Genomic DNA, 18,046 nt, shown 5'->3' on the forward strand with positions numbered 1-18,046 from the left:
TGGAGCAAAACCCCTGCTTCCTGCCCATATACTGTTCGTGAATACTTACTACTTTCACCTGATTCATAAAATTCCACCTGATTCATAAAAGGGTGAAAATTGAAAGGGTGAAAATTGGTGAAAAGCGAAAGTTGTGAAAGGCTTTCCTGGTATGAACTTTTTTTCCCTTTAGGATTGCTATCACTAAAAAATCTCATATCTGGCTCTGATGAGAGTCTTGCGATAATTGCCGATTATCACTAAAACCAAATCAACATTTGATGATTAAAGTGATGGTTAAAGAAAAGCCTCATTTGACCTTTAAATTTTTGCATTGAAGCCTCGCAGAAAGTATCACAAAAGCCGGTTCTTCCCTTTCCTCACCTGAGTTCCCGGATTTTATGTGGTGTGAAGGAGTATAACAGCCGCAATTCTTCCGGCCTGTCGGTGAAAAAGTAGCGTAAGCTACTTCTTTCATCTCAACCAAAATTCCTGGAATCTCGATCTTGTGTTTTGGTGATAAGCGAGGTTTATCACCAAACTCTCAGGAGAGACACTACTACCAGGACGGTTAAGACAGGGGAATCTATCCCACATCTCTCATCAAGAAGATACTCATTAAGTACTCATTAAGAAATACTCCCATGACCAAAACCATTGTGAACCTGTGGACCTCCCTGGTTGCTAGAGAAGTCGAGGAAGTCCTGGGTACTTACGCTGACCATCCTTTTCAACAAGCGTTTTCTATTCCTGATTTGCGTCAGGAGTTGATTGCTTATGTTCTCAGCCATACACCCGGTAGCTATATCGTACTTGAGGACATGGAAAAGCTACCCCTCGATGCCTGTCGACTGCAGTTGTCTTTTGAAGAAAAACAGTTGCTCAAGGCATGGGTTCATGAGGGAATTCGGTGCATTTTTGATCGCCACTCTGAAACCATTACCAAGCACATTCCAGAAGTGGATGATCCGGGGTTAGCCCCTTCCCACTGGTTTGGTTGATAGGCATCGGTTCACTCCGTTCTCAGCGCAAAAATCAAACGCTTGTCCGCCAGTAGTAATTTTTCAAACTCTTCGGCTGGAAGTGGTGGGCTAAACAGATAGCCCTGCATGGCATGGCAACCACTTTGCCGCAGAAAGTTAAACTGCCCTTCAGTTTCGACCCCTTCAGCAATGACTTTTAGTTGCAGGCTCTGCGCCATAGCAATAATAGCTTTCGAGATCGCTGCATCATTGGGATCGGTTGTAATTTTTTGAACAAAAGATCGATCAATTTTTAGTTTGTCAATGGGGAACCGCTTCAAATAATTTAGGGATGAATATCCTGTTCCAAAATCATCAATTGAAATCCCAATTCCCATCTCCTTCAGATCCTTCAAAATTGGAATGGTAATTTCTACATCTTCCATAAAGATGGTTTCTGTCAGTTCTAAAACCAGAACATTGGCACTTAATCCAGTTTCCTTTAATGCACTAGCTACTTTTTCGACCAGGTTTTCCTGCCGAAATTGTCGTGCAGATAGGTTGACCGAAATCTGGAAAGATAAATGGTTGGCACTTTGCCAAGCTTTTGCCTGGGCGCAGGCTGTCTTCAACACCCACTCTCCAATGGGAATAATCAAATCCGTATCTTCTGCGATCGCAATAAACTTGTCTGGCTGAACCATTCCCAGTTCTGGATTGCGCCAACGGAGTAGTGCCTCAGCACCGATAATTCGTCCTGTAACCAGATTCACCTGGGGCTGGTAGTAGAGCTGAAACTCCTGATTTGCCAGGGCTGCATTCAGCTTACTTTCCATTTGTTGTTGCTCCACTGCCAGGGCATCTATTTCCTGGGTATGAAATCGATACCCGCCCCCTCTGGTTTTGACAGAGCGCATTGCTATATCGGCTTGATTGATCAGCCGATCTGGGTTATCACTGTTGTCTGGATATAGGGCAATGCCAATGCTACTCTCAATCTGAACATAGTATCCATCCAGGTTGTAGGGTTTAGTTAACGCTTTCAACACTTTTTCGGCGGTATCCGCAGCCTCCTGGCGACTGGTCAGATTGTTCAACAGCAGGCTAAATTCGTCTCCCCCCAGGCGGGCTGCCATTCCTCGTTGTCCAAAGGTTTGCTCCAAACGTTCTGCGACCCTCTTGAGCAGTAAATCTCCGTTGGCGTAGCCGAGATTGGTGCTGATGGCCTTAAAGCGGTTCAGACTAATGCACAAAACAGCAATTAGCCGTTGAGGGGCAAGTGTCGATTTTTCCAGGCGGGATGTTTGTGCGATCGCCTCCTGTAACTTGTGGTGGAGCAAAATTCGGTTGGGTAGATTGGTGAGTGGGTCCCGATAGGCTAAATGATTCAAGTTTTGGGCCGCCCGCTTCATTTCAGCAATGTAGGGTTGAGTCAGCCTTGCCTGCTTCGCCAGCCGCGCCGAAATCGCTCCCAACAGCTCCGTTCGCTTAAACGGTTTTGTTAAATAATCGTCTGCTCCCAGTTCCATTCCCTGACGCAGGTCAACTCGTTCTGACTTTGCGCTCAAAAAAATAAACGGAATGGCATCGGTCCTAGAATCTTGACGCAGTTGGCTAAGAACCTCATAGCCATTCAACTCGGACATCATAATGTCACAAATGATCAGATCGGGCTCGTAGATAGTTGCCAGTTGAACCCCTGTGCGCCCATCTTCAGCGCTAAGGGTATCAAAACCCTCCGCCTGAAGTAGTTTGAGGATAAGAGTACGGACGTTTGGATCGTCCTCGATCACGAGGATCTGAGTCATGCGTGAATAGCTACTCGACTATAAGAACTTCAAATATCAATGCCTTGAAGGCACTACGCAGGGAATCTAGACCCAGAATTCCCTTCCCTTTGGGAAGATTAACTTGAGTCTTGTTGAATGGCAGCTCAATCCGTATATAATCCAATCGCTTAGTATAAATTTGCTTTTGTCTCCTCTCGTTGCGTCAAATGCTTTTATACTGGGCTTTTAGCGACATTTAAGGAAACAGGTAGATCCAGCCAATATCTTTCTTACCGGTGATACCATCTCGCATAAATGTCGATATGTTGGAAAAATAGCCAAAATAGTTTTGAAACTCTGTTAACCTTCGGTCGTTATCTCTCTCTCCTCACGATTATTCAGGTTGTAAAGTCTTCAGGTCATGCATATGAACCCCGAAATTAAGGAAAACGAATTCGTCGATGTCAACTCTCCAGATTTTAAAGTCGAAGCTGAGGCCCCTCTGGTTAAAGTTGATAATTCCACGCTGAGTCAATCTAAGCAGCAAATGAAACAGATTTGGGATCGTATTTACGAAGTACTATCGGGTTTGCCCGAGTATCTATCAGACTTTTTTGGAGAGTATAAGCGTCCTCTGGTGACGCTTGGGCTCATTTTTGCCTCAATTGTCTCAGTGAAATTGACGCTAGCGCTTTTAGATGCGATCAACGACATTCCCCTGCTAGCACCAACCTTTGAGCTGATTGGGATCGGCTATAGCGTCTGGTTTATCTATCGCTATCTCTGGAAGGCAAGTAGCCGTAGCGAACTGGTGAACGACTTTAATGCCCTTAAAGATGAAGTTTTGGGGAAAGGGGGTCCTCAGTAGGGCATTGGCATAACTCAGAGATAGAGATGTAGGGTTGCGTCTCTATTTTTCGGCAATCAGTATTTCCTATCTGACAATCAGAGACGCGCCAGATTTTCCCCCATCAGCAGTCGATCCATTTTCTAATGAAGTAATGAAGTGGGGTGAGTTTGCTCGGTTTGGATGGGGAAATGGCGATCAACCAGTGTAGGAATCTCGGCAGCAGAAACCTGGCTATAGCGAGTCTTGTCTGGCATGAAAACAAGATTGGGGCCTGCTTTACAGTGCTTCATGCAGCCAGTTCCCCGGATTGTTACCTGATCGGTTAAGCCGCGATCGCTCAATGCGCTTTCCAGTGCCTTACAAACAGCTCTTCCCCCTCGTTTCATGCAGTCTGATTTCTGGCAAACCATAATTGCTGCTTTTGCTGCCTTATGAGCTTTTTCCTGAGGAGGAGTTGGGTACGGGGCGATCGACGAAGATTGACTGGGGGTAATGACGCTAATTCGGTAAGCTTTAAACTTAACCTCACCCTCATCTTTAGTCGTCTTTTCGCCCCAAACCTGGAGCCAGTCCCCGTGCATCAGCACTCTGCCAACGGAGGCACGGGATTCCTTGGATAGCTTGATACAGTATTCACCTTCTACTGTTTCCAGCCGCAGGCGTTTAATCTTGTACCCATCTTCGATAATGAAACCGAGGAAACGTCCCTCCAGATTGAACAGCGATACCTGCTTGTCTTTTTTGCTCATCGGTTTATCTCGTTTTTTAGGTGAGGGGAAGAATTGTGAGTTTTAACGAAGGCTACAGGCAAAAGGGTGGATGAGTGGACAGGCGGATAAGTTTTGAGTTCCGATAAAGGCTAAAGTCAACAGGGCGTTTCTCCTGAGTTCTAGCCCCTGACACTTCACCCCTCACTCCTCACTTATTCTGGCTCCTGACTCCCAGTCCAGCCCCGATCTTCTAGCTCTTATCTTCTAGTGATTTGTCAGTTTTAATTCAGTTTTAATTTTGTATCTCCTTGTATCTCCGGCTTGAGTAGGAGTGGTTATTTTCTGAGTTCTCAACTCAAAAATAAGTCTTGACAGACCACTAGTAATCTGTTTGGCAGATTTTGAAGGGTTGCAAACCCTTTTCAAAACCCCGTAAATGGTTTTTCCGGGTTTAGATAACCAGGCAAAGTTCCTTTGGTAAACCACTAGTCCATTTCCCAACAATTCTCTAACCAATTTACGAGTTCCGCGCGAGAAGCGGTTAGTTGCTGAACTACACTTTTTAGCTGGATGACAGCCAGGGGGCTATTGATTTCGACAACCAGACAACCATCGGCTGTGCAATGACAGGGGATAGAGAGGGCTTGGAGGCGTTCACGGGCTTGCCAGCGATCGCAACGGGAAACGGAAAATACCTGAACGGTCAGAGATTCAAGCTGGGAATGATTCATCGGGTTCAATCGGGTTCAAACTAATTAAATGAGATTAATTCTTATGTGAAATGGGTAGAGGTATCAGCACAAACCCTACTTCTGCTTTGAAGCTGAGCGTTTCCATTCGTTTTGAATAGCCCTGGAAGACACATAATCCTGCCAGAAGAGAACCTGCTTAATTTCAAGTTGCCCAGAACCTCAACTGGCTAATCAAAAGCTCTTATTCACTCATACACCTTAACCAATAAAATTTCCTAATCAAACGAAGGAAGTTCTGCTTTTATTTCTGCTCTTATTGAAAAAACCAATCAATAGATATATTGATCATCCTACATCAAAAATTAACACCTGCAAATTATTCTCAATAAGCTTTTCCCGTTGAGAATGATTTGGACTTCAGGAGCTAGAATCCTTACAGCATGCTCATTATTTCTATCGAGACACGTTTTCTACTGCTCTGCCAGCTAAGCTAGGTAGGCATAATTAATTTGTAAAGGGGGAAGTGGGGCGCAGCCCCACTTCCCCAAAATATCCTTAATTGAATTGCGCCTGGCTACTTATGTCTACCCTGAATGCCGATCACCTCACACTGGAATCTGCTCAAAAAGTACTGAGGCGTTTTATCTCCCTTGACCAGACAACAGGCGAACTTGCTCCTGATAAGGCTCTAGTGCGTCAAGCGCTTCTACTTGTCGCCAACCATTCGGACTACCAGATTTTTGGCATCTGTGCTGATAGCAGTGACCAGGCTGCTATTGCTCTCATGAATTACCTCAAGGCCTTGGGTTATGAGCAGATGCCAGAGGTTTCCGCCCAGGAGGGGCCCGTTTACGTCAAGTTCAACCCCAAAACAGGTCGCTGCCATGCCGACACGTATACAGGCGGTCATCGCGGTGTGCTGGTTTCATGCCAGTCTGCTTACGATGGAGATGTGAACGAGACGTTTGGACATTTGCCATTAGATTTGTGGGACTAGTAGATCAAAACAAAAGTTTTGAAGGGGGGTTCACCCCCTCCACTCCCTACGTTGCAAAATTTAGTGTTTACAACACCAGGCTTTGAGTTTTGGATGAAGGGAATAGGGTGAAGGGGGATGAGGGAGGGAGGGTTAGTTGTTGGTTGTTATAGTGATAGGCCTTATGGTTAGGACGGGGTGCAGGGGTGGAACCCCTGGCTGGGGGCTTCGCCCCCACACTCTCTCTAATTCCAATGTTCTAACCCAATGTCCTAAAGCACCCGCATAAAGCTATAGTTGTTTTTAAAGTGAGGGTAGGAGGGGGTAGATGGGTAGATGAGTGATAGGGTAATGGTTAGTTGTTAGTTGTTGGTTCAGTTGTTACTTGTTAGTCAAGTGAGAGGAGCATTGCTGAATTTGGGTACGAAATGGGTGCTGTATGCTCGAAACTTCGTTTCGATTCATACTACTTTTCAGCAACGCCAGTGAGAGGTAAAGGGTGAAGTTTGTTTACTCCCTCCTCCATTACTCCTCCACTCCTCCACTCGCCCATGCTTACTCCTACTTCCCTTGAAACTCTCTCTCTTCAGCAACTCCGGGATTCGTTGCGGTTGGGGCAGCGGGAGATTGCGGACTGGCAGGGGGGGCCACTGGCAGTATCAGCGGTGCCAGGGTCGGGTAAGTCCACAGGGATGGCGGCGGCAGCGGCGATCGCCATTGCTCGCTATCAGTTGAATATCCGGCATCAGTTGGTGGTGGTGACATTTACGCGATCGGCAGCAGCCAATATCAAAGCCAAGATCAAAGGCTACCTAAAGGATTTGGGACTACCCGCCAACGGCTTTACGGTTCAAACGCTACATGGACTGGCCTGGTCGATCGCCCGCGCCTACCCGGAACTGTCGGGGTTGAATCAGGACTGTGTGCTGGTGACGCCAAACCAGAACCATCGGTTGATTCGCACCTGTGTGGAGCAGTGGATTTCGGCCAATGCCCGTCACTATCAAACCTTAATTGAGGGACAACAGTTTGACGGGGAAGAAACTGAGCGTCTGCGGCGTCAGTCTGTGCTGCGAACGGAGGTACTTCCAGCGCTGGCATCCACTGTTATTCATGAAGCAAAGAGTTCTGGCTTGATGCCGGAAGATTTGCGTCGGCAGAGCCAGGAAGTGAATGATGAATACTCGGTACTGGCGATCGCGGCGGGATTGTACGAGTTTTACCAGATGCAGCTTCGCTTCCGGAACCTGATTGACTACGACGAAATGATCCTGGGAGCGCTACGAGTACTGGACGATCCAGTGGTGCGCGAAACCTGGCAGAGGCAGGTGTTTGCAGTATTTGAAGACGAAGCTCAAGACTCCAGTCCACTCCAGACCCGGTTGCTGGAAATTCTGGCGGCTGCACCTGCCGACCCCGAAAATCCTGACCAGGCTAACCTGGTTCGGGTCGGGGATCCCAATCAGGCAATTAACTCAACCTTTACTCCGGCTGACCCGGTCTTCTTCTGCGAATTCTGTGCAGCGTGTGAGCAAAAGGGACGACTGGCAACGATGACCCAGGCGGGTCGTAGCAATCGCCGAATTATTGACGCAGCTAATTTCGTGCTTCAGTGGGCTAATCAATCCCGGATTGCTGGCAGCGAGCAACCGTTTCGGTTTCAGCAGATTCAGCCCGTTCCACCGGACGACCCACAGCCCAATGCGAACCCGCCTGCTGAAGGGAAAGGGTTGGAGATTTACAGGCCAGAGGATGTGTATCAGACGGTTGAATGGATTGGGAAACGGGCGATCGCCCTGTTCAAAGAGAACCCCGACAGCCGGGCCGCCGTCCTGGTGCGGACGAATGAACAGGGACGATTTGTGGTCAAGGAACTCGAGCGCTGGTATGGAGGTAAATTGCAGGTTTATGAGGTGGGGCAGCGCGATCGCCAGTCCCACGTTCCTGACGAACTTCTGACCCTGCTGCGATTTCTCGACCGTCCCCACTCTCCCGATTACTTGAAAGCCGCTCTAACTACCCTAGTTGAACGCAAGCTAATTCCCACTCAAGACCTCAATGCCCTGGTCAGTCTGCCAGAGCAATTTCTCTATCCCGGTCCCCTCGATCCGCCTGGAACAGAACCTGTAATTCAGGCACGGCATTTCTGCACTAACCTGCTCCATGCCCGGTTAGAACTGCCCCCTTACCAGCTCATTCCTTTCCTGGCCCTCTCCCTTAACTATGACCAGTCTGAACTGGCTACAGCGGACAAGCTGGCAGAGCGAGTCAGTCAGCAATCCGCAGGTGACAATTCCCTCGCTACGATTTTGAGGGTACTGAGTGAGATTGTTTCTGCAGAGCAGTTTGAGCCCGTTGATGCAGAAGACCCGGAGGATCGCTACGTCCGTGCCGGACAGTTGACCGTGATTACCATGCACAAAGCAAAGGGTTTAGACTGGGACTTCGTTTTTCTTCCCTTTCTACACGAAAACACCATTCCAGGAACTCAATGGATTCCGCCCCAGTCCCAGTTTCTGGGCGAATTTACCCTAGCGGAAGTTGCCCGCGCTCAGATTCGCGCCAGTGTTCACAATCAGTTTCCTCTACCAGACACCCAAACCGCCTGGGAGCGGGCGAAGTATCTCAAAACAGCAGAAGAGTTTCGTTTGCTCTACGTTGCCATGACGCGGGCAAAACGTCTCCTGTGGATGTCAGCCGCACAAAAAGCACCCTTCACCTGGAATAAACCCGATAATTTGGATGAACGTAAGTTCTGCCCAGTCATTCCGGCGTTAATCGAGCAATTTCCGTGGGCGAAGAGTTAGAAAGAGAAGCCAGGGGTCGAAGGAAATAGGGGTCGAAGGAAATAAGGGATGAGGGAGAGGGAGTGATGGGTTACGTTCCGCTAACCTTCTTGCATGGTGGGGCGATCGCCTTAACGCCTTTTTCCCTGAACTGGGAGAAGCTTTACTCAAAATTGATACCCACACGGCATCTTTCAAAGAGAAACCCTTCTCAAGCTACCCGAGTCATTATGGCTCGCTTGAATCAATTCTCTATACAGAAGCCAAGAAATAACGTCCGGGCACCATCAGCCAACTACGGAACGGTGGCCACCGCCTGAGTGCAAAAGCGGTGGATCTAGCAGGCAATACTCGTGCAGCATCAGATTCCCCTGACTCGGACTATCACACCCTCGTTTCAGCAGATCCTTCGGAGCTGCGATTGAGTGCCGCTACCGATAGTGGAGTGAGTAGCACGGACAATGTAATGAATGATCGCACGCCCACCGTGACTGACATGGCCGAAGCCGGAGCCACCGTGACACTATACCGAGAGCAACAACTGTTAGGAAGCGCGATCGCCGATGCTAATGGCACTGGAGTGTAGACATCTCCACCAATCTTCCAGAAGGCATTCATACCCTCGCGATCGCCGCTGATAGTGCCCAAATCATAATGATTTTTCAGTTTGAAATGATGGCGACTAACGCCGTTCATCATTACCTCTTGATGTCTACCTACCTTGCGCTTGCAACTCTTAACGGAAACCGACCAGTTAACAGAGCGATCCGTGATGTTCAAATTAGACCACACTCCCCCTGCACTGGATCTACCCACTTGATTGACGGCATTGCCGGGAAGTTAGGCACCACCTCAATGGCTTGGTGCAGGATACCTGAGCGATGTGGAGGCACCCTATCCAATCGTGCCAGACAATGGCGGTTAACCCTTACCACTGCACACCATCACTCCAGTCACCAGTTCTGACCCAGGGATTGAGTTTGACCAGGTGTTATAGCCGTAGTCATTGTGGTTAGGACGGGGTGCAGGGGTGGAACCCCTGGCTGGGGGCTTCGCCCCCACTTCTCCCCTTTACCAATTAATTATGACTACCTACTACTTATGACTACTTACTACTTATGAAATTATGATTATCTACTTATGAATTGAAACTGTGTTCCAATTCATACTGCTGTTCAGCACCATCAACCACTAACAACTTCCCTCAGGAATGAGAGTTAAATAACGATGAAGTCAGTTCACTTAAGAATGCGGTGTTATTAAATCTATGATCCTAAGCACTGATCGTCGGCTCATATAACAAATCCCGTGCCTTCACCATTGCTGCGACAAGACTGTCCATTTCTTCCTTAGTATGGAGAGCGTTCACCGTAATGCGAATTCGAGGTTTCGCAATGAACCAAATGGGGGAAACCCAAATTCCATAGTCGAGCAGTTCTCTGGCATAGAGTTTAGGGTTAATTTCTGGTGGCAGAACAACTGGAATCACGTTGGTTTCACCGATCGCCAGGAAATCATGGGCTGCGAGGCGAGATCGCAAATATCGAGTATTCTCCTGTAAACGCTTCACCCGTTCTGGAAAACGGCGTACCAGACGAATACTTTCCAGCGCCGCAGCAGTCAGAGGAGGAGCCAGCGAAATGGTACCAATCGATGTAGGCGAGACATTAAGCAAGGGCTTCAACTCCGCCACATGGGTGCTGATTGCCGCTCCAGCCGATGCCGCAAATTTGGAAAAGGTTGTCATAATCAGCGGCACCACCCCCCGCTCGATCGCCTGCTGCGGCAGCAAGCCAAAATACTCATAGATACCGCGTCCAGTCTCCCCGATCGCGCCACTGGCATGGGCCTCATCCATGACTAAAACACTGCCCTCATACTGGCTCATCACCTCAATCATGTCAGGCAGAGGAGCAATGTCCCCATCCATCGAAAAGACAGCATCAGAAACGACTAAGATGCGATCCTCCGGTCGGGCATGGCGCTGAAGCTTGCGGGCCAGATCTTCCACATCACAGTGACGGTACGCCCGTACCCGCACCCGTGGGCTATGACCAAACAGCTTTCCAGAGCGGGTTCCAGCATTTGCAACCGCCGAAACAATACAGCCGTGGTTCAAAACGTCGGTTAGAATCAGGGTTTCACGGGTGTTCTGGAAACCAGGAACAGGAATGGCAAGGTGACAAAACGCATCCATCAGTGCCTGCATTGCCATCCAGGCATTGATAAAAAGCTGAGTATGGGGTAAATGCTTAAATTCGGAAATTTCATCCTCAAGCTGTCGGTGCAAATCAATCCGACCACTGAGAACGGAGCAGGAACTGTTCGATGTTCCATACTGCATGATGGAATTGATAGCCGCCTGCTTCACTGACTCTTCCTGAGTCAGCCCCAACACATCGTTTGTACAGAAGGTCAGAACCACTCGGCGCTTGCCAGTCGCGGCTTCTTCAATTTCTACAATATTTTTCTGCTTGCGATGGCAGATATACTCATCTGGATCAAGCCCACTCTCGTACCAGCGCTGGACGTACTCCTTGACAACTTGCACAATTAACTCCTCTCACCATTATTTGCTTAGATAGCCAATCGTCTCACGCTCAACAGTATATTTGCCTATCTGGACTATTTGCTATCTAGAACGACAAAGTCTCCGAACGAAGCGCGTCATAGGAAATGTGACGGCCCGATTACTCTTTGTGCCCCAACTGCCTGGGACAGACCAGCAACTAGCATATGCCGTGTGACTCTATTAACATCAACCCATACTGAACTTGGAGTGAATCATAGCACTTAACTTTTCATTACAAAAGCCAGATAGAGGATTCGTAGCCCGTTGGATGAAGATCAAATAGTATGACTTCAACCCTCAAATCTCGAACCTCAAATTTATACCTCAAACCCTCCACAGAGATGACAAAATCCAAAAATATCCGTTACCCTCCTCAGTGCAAGTAGCTCTCCTGGAAGTTGGTGGATAATTTCCTCGACAGAGTAAAACTAATATTCCAGGGATTTGTTAAGAAGAGTCGCTCACGCTATTCTTTCATTGGTAAGCCAGGAGAACTATTCAAAAGTGTGTGTAAAGGAAGGAGAAAGTCTGTGCTGGCAAAGTTTCTGGTAGGGATGGGGTGCTTTGCGATCGCCTTCGTTCTGGCAAGTCTGGTGGAATACTGGGTACACCGCCTAATGCACGCCTCCCCCCGTTTGGGCGAACGCCACCGAGATCACCACCGTCGCAACGAAGGGCAGGGCGTTCTCTGGGAATTTCTGGACTATGTAAAAGGCACCTTCATCATCATGGTGCCCATGTTCCTGGTCTCCCTGGAAGCAGGCATCGGTTGGACCTCAGGTGGAGTTGTTTATGCCGCTTTTTCCTCCTATGCCCACCAACTGCAACACGACAATCCTACCAGGTGTTTCTGGATGAAGATGCCCGTTCACTATGTCCACCATAAGCACAACATGTGGCACCACAATTTTGGCTTAGGAGTGGATTGGTGGGACCACATTTTCAAAACCTACAAACCTGTTGAATGGCCCACCGAAGAAGAGAAAAGACAGTCCCATCGCAACTACTGGCAACTCCGGTGGTGGTGATGGGGTGATGGGATGGGAGGGTGAATGAGTGGATGGGTGGATGAGTAGATGAGTTTAGAGCTTTTCTCGCACCTCTCAATTGACTAACAACGGCGTTGCTGAATTCGGGTATGAAATAGGTGCTGTCGCCCGAAACTTCGTTTCGATTCATATTTTTTTTCAGCAGTGTCAACAACCAACAACTAACAACTGATCTTCACTTTATCACTCATCCACCCATCCACTCATTCACCCTCCTACCCTCACTTTACAAACAACTGATCACAATTCCAAAAACATTTGATCGCTCCCCCTTCCTCCATTTCTCTCCTGTGGTATCGTTCCAGAAAAGATTGCAGGTATTACCACAAGGAGAAGTTTTGAGCTACTTCCAGGAAGCAAAAGCCCATTTTGTTGCGGCTCACCAAAATCCGGTTAATCAAGCGTTGCATCATCTGACGAACCTTCTGGCGATCGCCGCTGTCATCTTTCTGTTTCTTGACTGGCGAATCACCCTGATCTGCCTGGTGTTTACCCAAATATTTGCGATCGGAGGTCACATCTTTTTTGGAAAAAATGAACCAGCCTTTGTCAAATATCCAGGTGGTATCACAATCTTGGCATCCCTTTCCTGGTCACTTGACCATTGGTTTGGGCTGCGTCAGGCATTAGCCTATTTCACACACCGGTCTGAGGAGAATCGCGGGTAGGAGAGTTATCGCCATAGCCACAGGCTTGGGACAGGGTGAAGGGCGTTGCTGAAAAGCAGTATGAATCGAAACGAAGTTTCGAGCATACAGCACCTATTTTCATACCCAAATTCAGCAACACCGGGTGAAGAGGTGGAACTGGCTAGGGGCGCCCCCTTAATCCGGTGTTCTAGGCAAGTTGGCGACAACCATAGCAGGTGACAGGAAGGTAGAGGTTGGGTTGGAGTGATGGGTGTTGGAAACTCCCCTAGTCCCCTGCCCCCTACTCCATCTTCCCTCCCAACAGAACGTATTGGACATAAATGAGAATGGCTAAAATTCCATCAAGGAGAAATCATGTACGACGGTTTGTTAGTGATCGATGCCGATGCCCACAAAATCGAAAATCCCCTGGTGCTGCGAGACTACGTCGAGCCAGAATATCGCAACCGGGTGGGACTGGTTGTTGATGAACGGGGCGATCAGCGAGCAAGGATTCTGGACTATAACCCGGAGACCGGGAAAAACGATCTGGTGCAAATGTTTCCCCGGCCCCGCGGAACGAACCTTGGCGTATTCCGTGGCTTACATCCAGAAACCTCGATGGGAGCCATGTTCAATCGAGTGCGGATTGAGCATATGGATCAGGAAGGAATCGATATCCATGTCATTTACGGCACCCTGAACCTGATTTTTCCCAGCATTTTGGATAGGGATCTGGCGATCGCCCTCTGCCGCGCCTACAACAACTACATCGCTGACGACTGCCGGGGCTATGACAATCGGCTCAAAGGGATTGGAGTCCTCCCCCTGCAAGATGTGGAAGAAGCCGTCAAGGAAATGCACCGCTGTATCAACGAACTGGGCCTGATTGGCGTTGCCGTTCCACCCAACCTGCCCATTCCCCATCCTGATGCACCCCAAGCATTTCCCAAAATCCGTACCTGTAAAGCCATCAGCCACCCCGACTTCCGCCCCATCCTTCAGGCTGCCGTCGATCTAGACATCGCTCTCGGTATCCACGGCAGTCCCGGTAGCTTCATGATGAGTGGAATCGCTGACCACATGGAAACCTTCGTCCTCAGCCACATTTTTGTCCAGCGCAACCAGCAGCAGCACGCCTTGGCTCGCATGGTGTTTGATGGTGCCTTTGAACAATTCCCCACCCTCCGAGTTGGTTTTCTAGAAGGGGGATGTGGCTGGCTCCCTGACCTGGCCCATGCCATGCACGAACATTGGGAGAAACGCATTCGCGACTTTGATCCTCAAAATCCCTACCGTCCTCCGCTGATGGAGTTCACTAAGCTGATGATTCAGGAGCGAGGAACCCACAGCAGCACCAATATCATCAGCCAGGCAAAAAACCTGTTTGACCTGCTCTGGACAGCAGACAAAGACCCCACCAAGATCAATGACTCCAGCCTCTACGAGCATTTTGAAATTCGTCACCGTGACCCTATGGAGTACTTTGAGCGGGGACAGATCTTTGTTTCCTTTGAATCTGATGACCCCAGCCCTGCTTACCTGCCTGTTGGTATGGGAGAAGTGGGTAAACACGTCGCCTGTTTCTCTGGTGACTATGGACATTGGGATGGAGTCTTGAGAGGCTGCGTTAGAGATGCTGCTTCCGTCTCTAACTACGATCGCGACCACCTCAGCCTGTTGCTCGGTGGAAACGCTATTGCCCTGTATGGCGATCGCCTGCGCCAATCCCTCCCCGCCTATGTCGCCACCTCTCCCAGCCTCAGTAGTGCCAGTCGGTAGTAGTGGTGAGTTGTTGATTGTTATAGCGATCCTATTTGGATTGTGAGAAAGGCTTCCTGTGGAATCCTTTCTCACAATCCCCTACTCTCTCCCCGATTTCTCTAACAAAGTGAATAAATCCTTGAAAATCTCTAAGATGGAAGGACATGTGGTTTCAAATTCATAGAAATGGCTTCCATCGCCCGCAAGAATTTGTTTGAGGATGTTCCCCGGTTTCTGGTTGCCCAGGCAGGCATCATGTTTGCTGTCAGTCTCATAACTATCCAGAAGGGAATTTTAGATGGCTTTACCCATTCCACTGTTCGCCTGATTGAGCAATCCACTGCTGATCTTTGGGTTGCTCATAAGTCAATGGAATACCTGGAATTAACCTCTTCCCTATCCATTGAGCAACTTCTTAAAGTGCGGGGGGAAAAAGAGCGTCCAGGCGTGAAAGGGGTGGAATCTGCAGAAGCACTGTCGATTCATGGAACCCGCTGGCGTGCTCCTAATGGACACATTGATAATGTCCGCATCTTTGGCTTTAACCCTGACGGACAATTATTCGGCCATTGGGAGATGACTCAGGGACAAATTAGCAGTCTCAAAACCCCTTACACCCTGATTACGGACAAATCGAATATCAACAATCTGGGGCTGAAACAGATTGGAGAAACAGGAGAAATCTCTTCCCTGCCAGCAAAGCTGGTTGGCCTCAGCCGAAACACCCAATCGATGGCATCCAGTCCTTACGTGTACGCGTCTTTGGAATCGGCAAACGCTTATCTGTTCGGTGGGCTCTCCGCCAAAGTCAATTGCAAAGTGGTGGCAGGCGACCTTCAGTGCCTCAACGAGTTTGAGGCTGACTCTAAATCCACTTCCAAAGTTTTTGAGCCTAAGCCACCGCGACGGTTGAACCTATCAGACCCCATCACATATATTCTGGTCAAGGCAGCGCCGGGACAAGACATCCAGAAACTGCGAAAAAATTTAGAAGCGGCTCTGCCGGATACCCGCGCCTACACCACCCAGGAAATGGTTGATCTTACCCGTACCTACTGGCAAAAACGAACTGGGGTAGGTTTTATCCTGGGATTAGGAGCGGTCGTAGGTTTTGTTGTAGGGATTGTCGTGGTCAGTCAGATCCTTTATTCCTCGATATCAGACCATCTCAAAGAATTTGGTACCTTGAAAGCAATGGGCGCATCGGATTGGGTGATCTATCGCGTTATCACTGAACAGGCCCTGTGGATGGCAGTGCTTGGTTACGTACCGAGTATTGTTCTTTGCATTGGGTTGAGTGCTTGGACGGTGGCAACGCGGGGAATCATGATTTTAATTACCCCCACAACAGCCTTTGGCGTGTTTGGTCTGACAATAATTATGTGTGTTGGCTCTGCTCTGTTTGCAATTCAAAAAGTGACCCATATTGATCCAGCAATTGTGTTTAAAGCGTAATTGCATTCATTGCACCTGACCGGAGGAGGTTGATAATCGGTATACTTCTTTACGATATGTAAAGTGATCACCGACTATGTTCGGATCAGGAGCGATCTCCGTGGACCTAAAATCATTTCCTGCTTAGCTTCAGCTCAGCACACGTTGTTTTTGTTTTCTCCTCGCCATTTGACCCACCCTATGTACTGTAAAAACGAATGGCTGCTTTCAAAACCAAATTTGTAACCAGTGTCCAGAAACCTGTGCAGGATCTTCCATCTCCAATCACCGGTGAGCGATTCGTCTCTAAGGCGGTTGTTGCCCATGGGGTTGAAATGGTATTCCGTGCGGGTTCAGAGCTTTACCCAGTGCTGCATGGGATCGATCTTGAGATTCAGCAGGGAGATATCCAGCTCCTGATGGGGCCATCGGGCTCTGGTAAAACGACGCTGCTTTCAATCCTAGCAGGGATTTTGACGCCGACGGCTGGAAATGTCTGGCTGCTGGGGCAGGAGATTACGAACATGGGGCGCGATCGCCTTTCCCGGTTCCGGTTAGAAAATATTGGTTTCATCTTTCAGGGGTTTAACCTTTTCCCGGCGCTAACCGCTGCCGAGAATGTGGAAGTGGCCCTCAAGGTGAAGGGGTTTAAAGGGGCCACCGCTCGTCAGAAGGCATTGGATCTCCTGGATCAGGTGAAGCTGTCCGATAAGGCCAATCAGCTTCCCAGGGATTTATCAGGCGGTCAAAAGCAGCGGGTGGCGATCGCCCGTGCCCTGGCCGGTGATCCCCAACTCATCATGGCAGACGAGCCCACCGCTTCCCTCGACTCCCATAATGGTCACGCTGTCATTGAACTTCTACGCCAACTGGCAAAAGAGTCGAATCGCACGGTTCTCATTGTGACCCATGATCCGCGCCTGATTGATGTTGCCGACCGGGTTGCCTATCTGGAAGACGGGATATTGCGGAGTTAGGGTAGTTGTTAGTTGTTGGTTGTTAGGGCGTTGCTGAAAAGCAGTATGAATCGAAACGAAGTTTCGAGCATACACTACCTGTTTCATACCCAAATTCAGTAACGCCTGGTTATTAGAAAGCGGTAAAGAATGAGGAAGTCATAGGGTATTCCCCACTCCCCCCCAACCCCTCACTCCCCCCATCCCCCTTATGAAAACTCTGCTCCAGACCCTCAAAGGCGGACTTGTTGTTTCCTGTCAGGCTCCGGCTGATTCACCCATGCATGAACCATTCGTGATTGCAGCAATGGCAGAGGCATCGGTGAAGCAGGGTGCGGTTGGTGTTCGGATTGACACTCCTGCCCATGTTCGGGCTGTGCGGCAACGGCTGTCTGCGCCCATCATCGGGCTGTGGAAGCAACAGATTCCGGGATCAGAGGTTTACATTACACCCCAGTTTCATCATGCGGCTGCGATCGCCGAAGCTGGGGCAGATATCATCGCGATTGATGCCACCCTGAGAGAACGTCCAGGTGGTGAAACTGTGGAATCTCTAATTCAGCAAATTCATACCCAATTAGGCAAGCTGGTGATGGCAGATGTGGATACGCTGGAAGCGGCGATCGCAGCGGCCAGCGCTGGAGCCGACCTGATTGGTACAACTCTCTACGGTTACACGGCAGAAACCCGGCAATTCACCCCACCAGGCTTTGCCCTTTTGACCCAAATAGCTAAGCAATTGAGCACCCCTATCCTTTGCGAAGGAGGAATCAGTTCGCCCGCAATGGCCCGACAGGCAATCGACCTGGGCGCTCATGCTGTAGTCGTCGGTACGGCAATTACTGGGATCGATCTTCAGGTCAAGGCTTATCAGTCAGCTCTAGAGATAGGCTTATGCTAAAAGCATAGGCAGCTAAT

16 protein-coding genes are annotated in these 18,046 nt (G+C 49.1%); 12 read left to right on the top strand and 4 right to left on the bottom strand.

Annotated features, from left to right (window positions below; genetic code table 11):
* Positions 1-623: 623 nt before the first annotated feature.
* Entirely contained in the window at positions 624-980 is a 357-nt protein-coding gene (locus P4D80_RS15225; RefSeq protein WP_421654851.1) for a hypothetical protein, read from the top strand.
* Between the two features lie 11 nt (positions 981-991).
* On the opposite strand, the gene P4D80_RS15230 is transcribed toward P4D80_RS15225, so the two are convergent.
* Positions 992-2,749 (bottom strand): putative bifunctional diguanylate cyclase/phosphodiesterase, encoded by a 1,758-nt coding sequence (locus tag P4D80_RS15230; RefSeq protein ID WP_421654852.1) that lies wholly within the window; start codon positions 2,747-2,749, stop codon positions 992-994.
* A 388-nt stretch (positions 2,750-3,137) separates the two neighbouring features.
* Here P4D80_RS15230 and P4D80_RS15235 point away from each other — a divergent pair, with 388 nt between their 5' ends.
* Positions 3,138-3,578, top strand: a complete 441-nt coding sequence (locus P4D80_RS15235; RefSeq protein ID WP_421654853.1) for a CAAD domain-containing protein — start codon at positions 3,138-3,140, stop codon at positions 3,576-3,578.
* A 122-nt stretch (positions 3,579-3,700) separates the two neighbouring features.
* On the opposite strand, the gene P4D80_RS15240 is transcribed toward P4D80_RS15235, so the two are convergent.
* Positions 3,701-4,309, bottom strand: a complete 609-nt coding sequence (locus tag P4D80_RS15240) for a (2Fe-2S) ferredoxin domain-containing protein (protein ID WP_421654854.1) — start codon at positions 4,307-4,309, stop codon at positions 3,701-3,703.
* 446 nt (positions 4,310-4,755) lie between these two features.
* A complete protein-coding gene (locus P4D80_RS15245) occupies positions 4,756-5,001 on the bottom strand; it encodes an Asr1405/Asl0597 family protein (RefSeq protein ID WP_421654855.1) in 246 nt (81 codons plus the stop codon).
* Positions 5,002-5,542: 541 nt separating this feature from the next.
* Here P4D80_RS15245 and P4D80_RS15250 point away from each other — a divergent pair.
* The 4 genes from P4D80_RS15250 to P4D80_RS15265 all read left to right on the top strand — a co-directional run bounded on the left by P4D80_RS15250 (position 5,543) and on the right by P4D80_RS15265 (position 9,310).
* Positions 5,543-5,959, top strand: coding sequence for a DUF1824 family protein (locus tag P4D80_RS15250; protein WP_421654856.1), 417 nt, complete (start codon positions 5,543-5,545; stop codon positions 5,957-5,959).
* Positions 5,960-6,489: 530 nt separating this feature from the next.
* Complete coding sequence (locus tag P4D80_RS15255) at positions 6,490-8,745, top strand: ATP-dependent helicase (RefSeq protein WP_421654857.1); 2,256 nt, start codon at positions 6,490-6,492, stop codon at positions 8,743-8,745.
* A 65-nt stretch (positions 8,746-8,810) separates the two neighbouring features.
* Positions 8,811-9,044 carry a hypothetical protein gene (locus P4D80_RS15260; protein ID WP_421654858.1) on the top strand — a complete coding sequence of 78 codons (234 nt, stop codon included), beginning with the start codon at positions 8,811-8,813 and terminating at the stop codon, positions 9,042-9,044.
* A gap of 11 nt (positions 9,045-9,055) precedes the next feature.
* Complete coding sequence (locus tag P4D80_RS15265; RefSeq protein ID WP_421654859.1) at positions 9,056-9,310, top strand: Ig-like domain-containing protein; 255 nt, start codon at positions 9,056-9,058, stop codon at positions 9,308-9,310.
* A 687-nt stretch (positions 9,311-9,997) separates the two neighbouring features.
* Here P4D80_RS15265 and P4D80_RS15270 read toward each other — a convergent pair.
* Positions 9,998-11,275, bottom strand: a complete 1,278-nt coding sequence (locus tag P4D80_RS15270; protein ID WP_421654861.1) for an aminotransferase class I/II-fold pyridoxal phosphate-dependent enzyme — start codon at positions 11,273-11,275, stop codon at positions 9,998-10,000.
* 551 nt (positions 11,276-11,826) lie between these two features.
* Here P4D80_RS15270 and P4D80_RS15275 point away from each other — a divergent pair.
* The 6 genes from P4D80_RS15275 to P4D80_RS15300 all read left to right on the top strand — a co-directional run bounded on the left by P4D80_RS15275 (position 11,827) and on the right by P4D80_RS15300 (position 18,029).
* Positions 11,827-12,324 carry a sterol desaturase family protein gene (locus P4D80_RS15275; RefSeq protein ID WP_421654863.1) on the top strand — a complete coding sequence of 166 codons (498 nt, stop codon included), beginning with the start codon at positions 11,827-11,829 and terminating at the stop codon, positions 12,322-12,324.
* A 359-nt stretch (positions 12,325-12,683) separates the two neighbouring features.
* A complete protein-coding gene (locus tag P4D80_RS15280) occupies positions 12,684-13,013 on the top strand; it encodes an Mpo1-like protein (RefSeq protein ID WP_421654864.1) in 330 nt (109 codons plus the stop codon).
* 336 nt (positions 13,014-13,349) lie between these two features.
* Positions 13,350-14,756 (top strand): amidohydrolase family protein, encoded by a 1,407-nt coding sequence (locus P4D80_RS15285; protein ID WP_421654866.1) that lies wholly within the window; start codon positions 13,350-13,352, stop codon positions 14,754-14,756.
* A 168-nt stretch (positions 14,757-14,924) separates the two neighbouring features.
* Complete coding sequence (locus P4D80_RS15290; protein ID WP_421654867.1) at positions 14,925-16,193, top strand: FtsX-like permease family protein; 1,269 nt, start codon at positions 14,925-14,927, stop codon at positions 16,191-16,193.
* A 197-nt stretch (positions 16,194-16,390) separates the two neighbouring features.
* On the top strand, positions 16,391-17,149 hold the full coding sequence (locus tag P4D80_RS15295) for an ABC transporter ATP-binding protein (protein WP_421654868.1): 759 nt from the start codon (positions 16,391-16,393) through the stop codon (positions 17,147-17,149).
* Between the two features lie 190 nt (positions 17,150-17,339).
* Positions 17,340-18,029: an N-acetylmannosamine-6-phosphate 2-epimerase gene (locus P4D80_RS15300; protein WP_421654870.1), complete on the top strand. Its 690-nt coding sequence runs from the start codon at positions 17,340-17,342 to the stop codon at positions 18,027-18,029.
* The last annotated feature ends 17 nt before the right edge of the window (positions 18,030-18,046 follow it).

This window comes from Leptothermofonsia sp. ETS-13 (assembly GCF_049200465.1).
Classification (GTDB): Bacteria; Cyanobacteriota; Cyanobacteriia; order Leptolyngbyales; family Leptolyngbyaceae; genus Leptothermofonsia.

Coding starts and splice junctions, on each gene's coding strand:
- P4D80_RS15225 (WP_421654851.1), top strand. CDS start 624: ATGACCAAAACCATTGTGAACCTGTGGACCTCCCTGGTTGCTAGAGAA.
- P4D80_RS15230 (WP_421654852.1), bottom strand. CDS start 2,749: ATGACTCAGATCCTCGTGATCGAGGACGATCCAAACGTCCGTACTCTT.
- P4D80_RS15235 (WP_421654853.1), top strand. CDS start 3,138: ATGAACCCCGAAATTAAGGAAAACGAATTCGTCGATGTCAACTCTCCA.
- P4D80_RS15240 (WP_421654854.1), bottom strand. CDS start 4,309: ATGAGCAAAAAAGACAAGCAGGTATCGCTGTTCAATCTGGAGGGACGT.
- P4D80_RS15245 (WP_421654855.1), bottom strand. CDS start 5,001: ATGAATCATTCCCAGCTTGAATCTCTGACCGTTCAGGTATTTTCCGTT.
- P4D80_RS15250 (WP_421654856.1), top strand. CDS start 5,543: ATGTCTACCCTGAATGCCGATCACCTCACACTGGAATCTGCTCAAAAA.
- P4D80_RS15255 (WP_421654857.1), top strand. CDS start 6,490: ATGCTTACTCCTACTTCCCTTGAAACTCTCTCTCTTCAGCAACTCCGG.
- P4D80_RS15260 (WP_421654858.1), top strand. CDS start 8,811: ATGGGTTACGTTCCGCTAACCTTCTTGCATGGTGGGGCGATCGCCTTA.
- P4D80_RS15285 (WP_421654866.1), top strand. CDS start 13,350: ATGTACGACGGTTTGTTAGTGATCGATGCCGATGCCCACAAAATCGAA.
- P4D80_RS15290 (WP_421654867.1), top strand. CDS start 14,925: ATGGCTTCCATCGCCCGCAAGAATTTGTTTGAGGATGTTCCCCGGTTT.
- P4D80_RS15295 (WP_421654868.1), top strand. CDS start 16,391: ATGGCTGCTTTCAAAACCAAATTTGTAACCAGTGTCCAGAAACCTGTG.
- P4D80_RS15300 (WP_421654870.1), top strand. CDS start 17,340: ATGAAAACTCTGCTCCAGACCCTCAAAGGCGGACTTGTTGTTTCCTGT.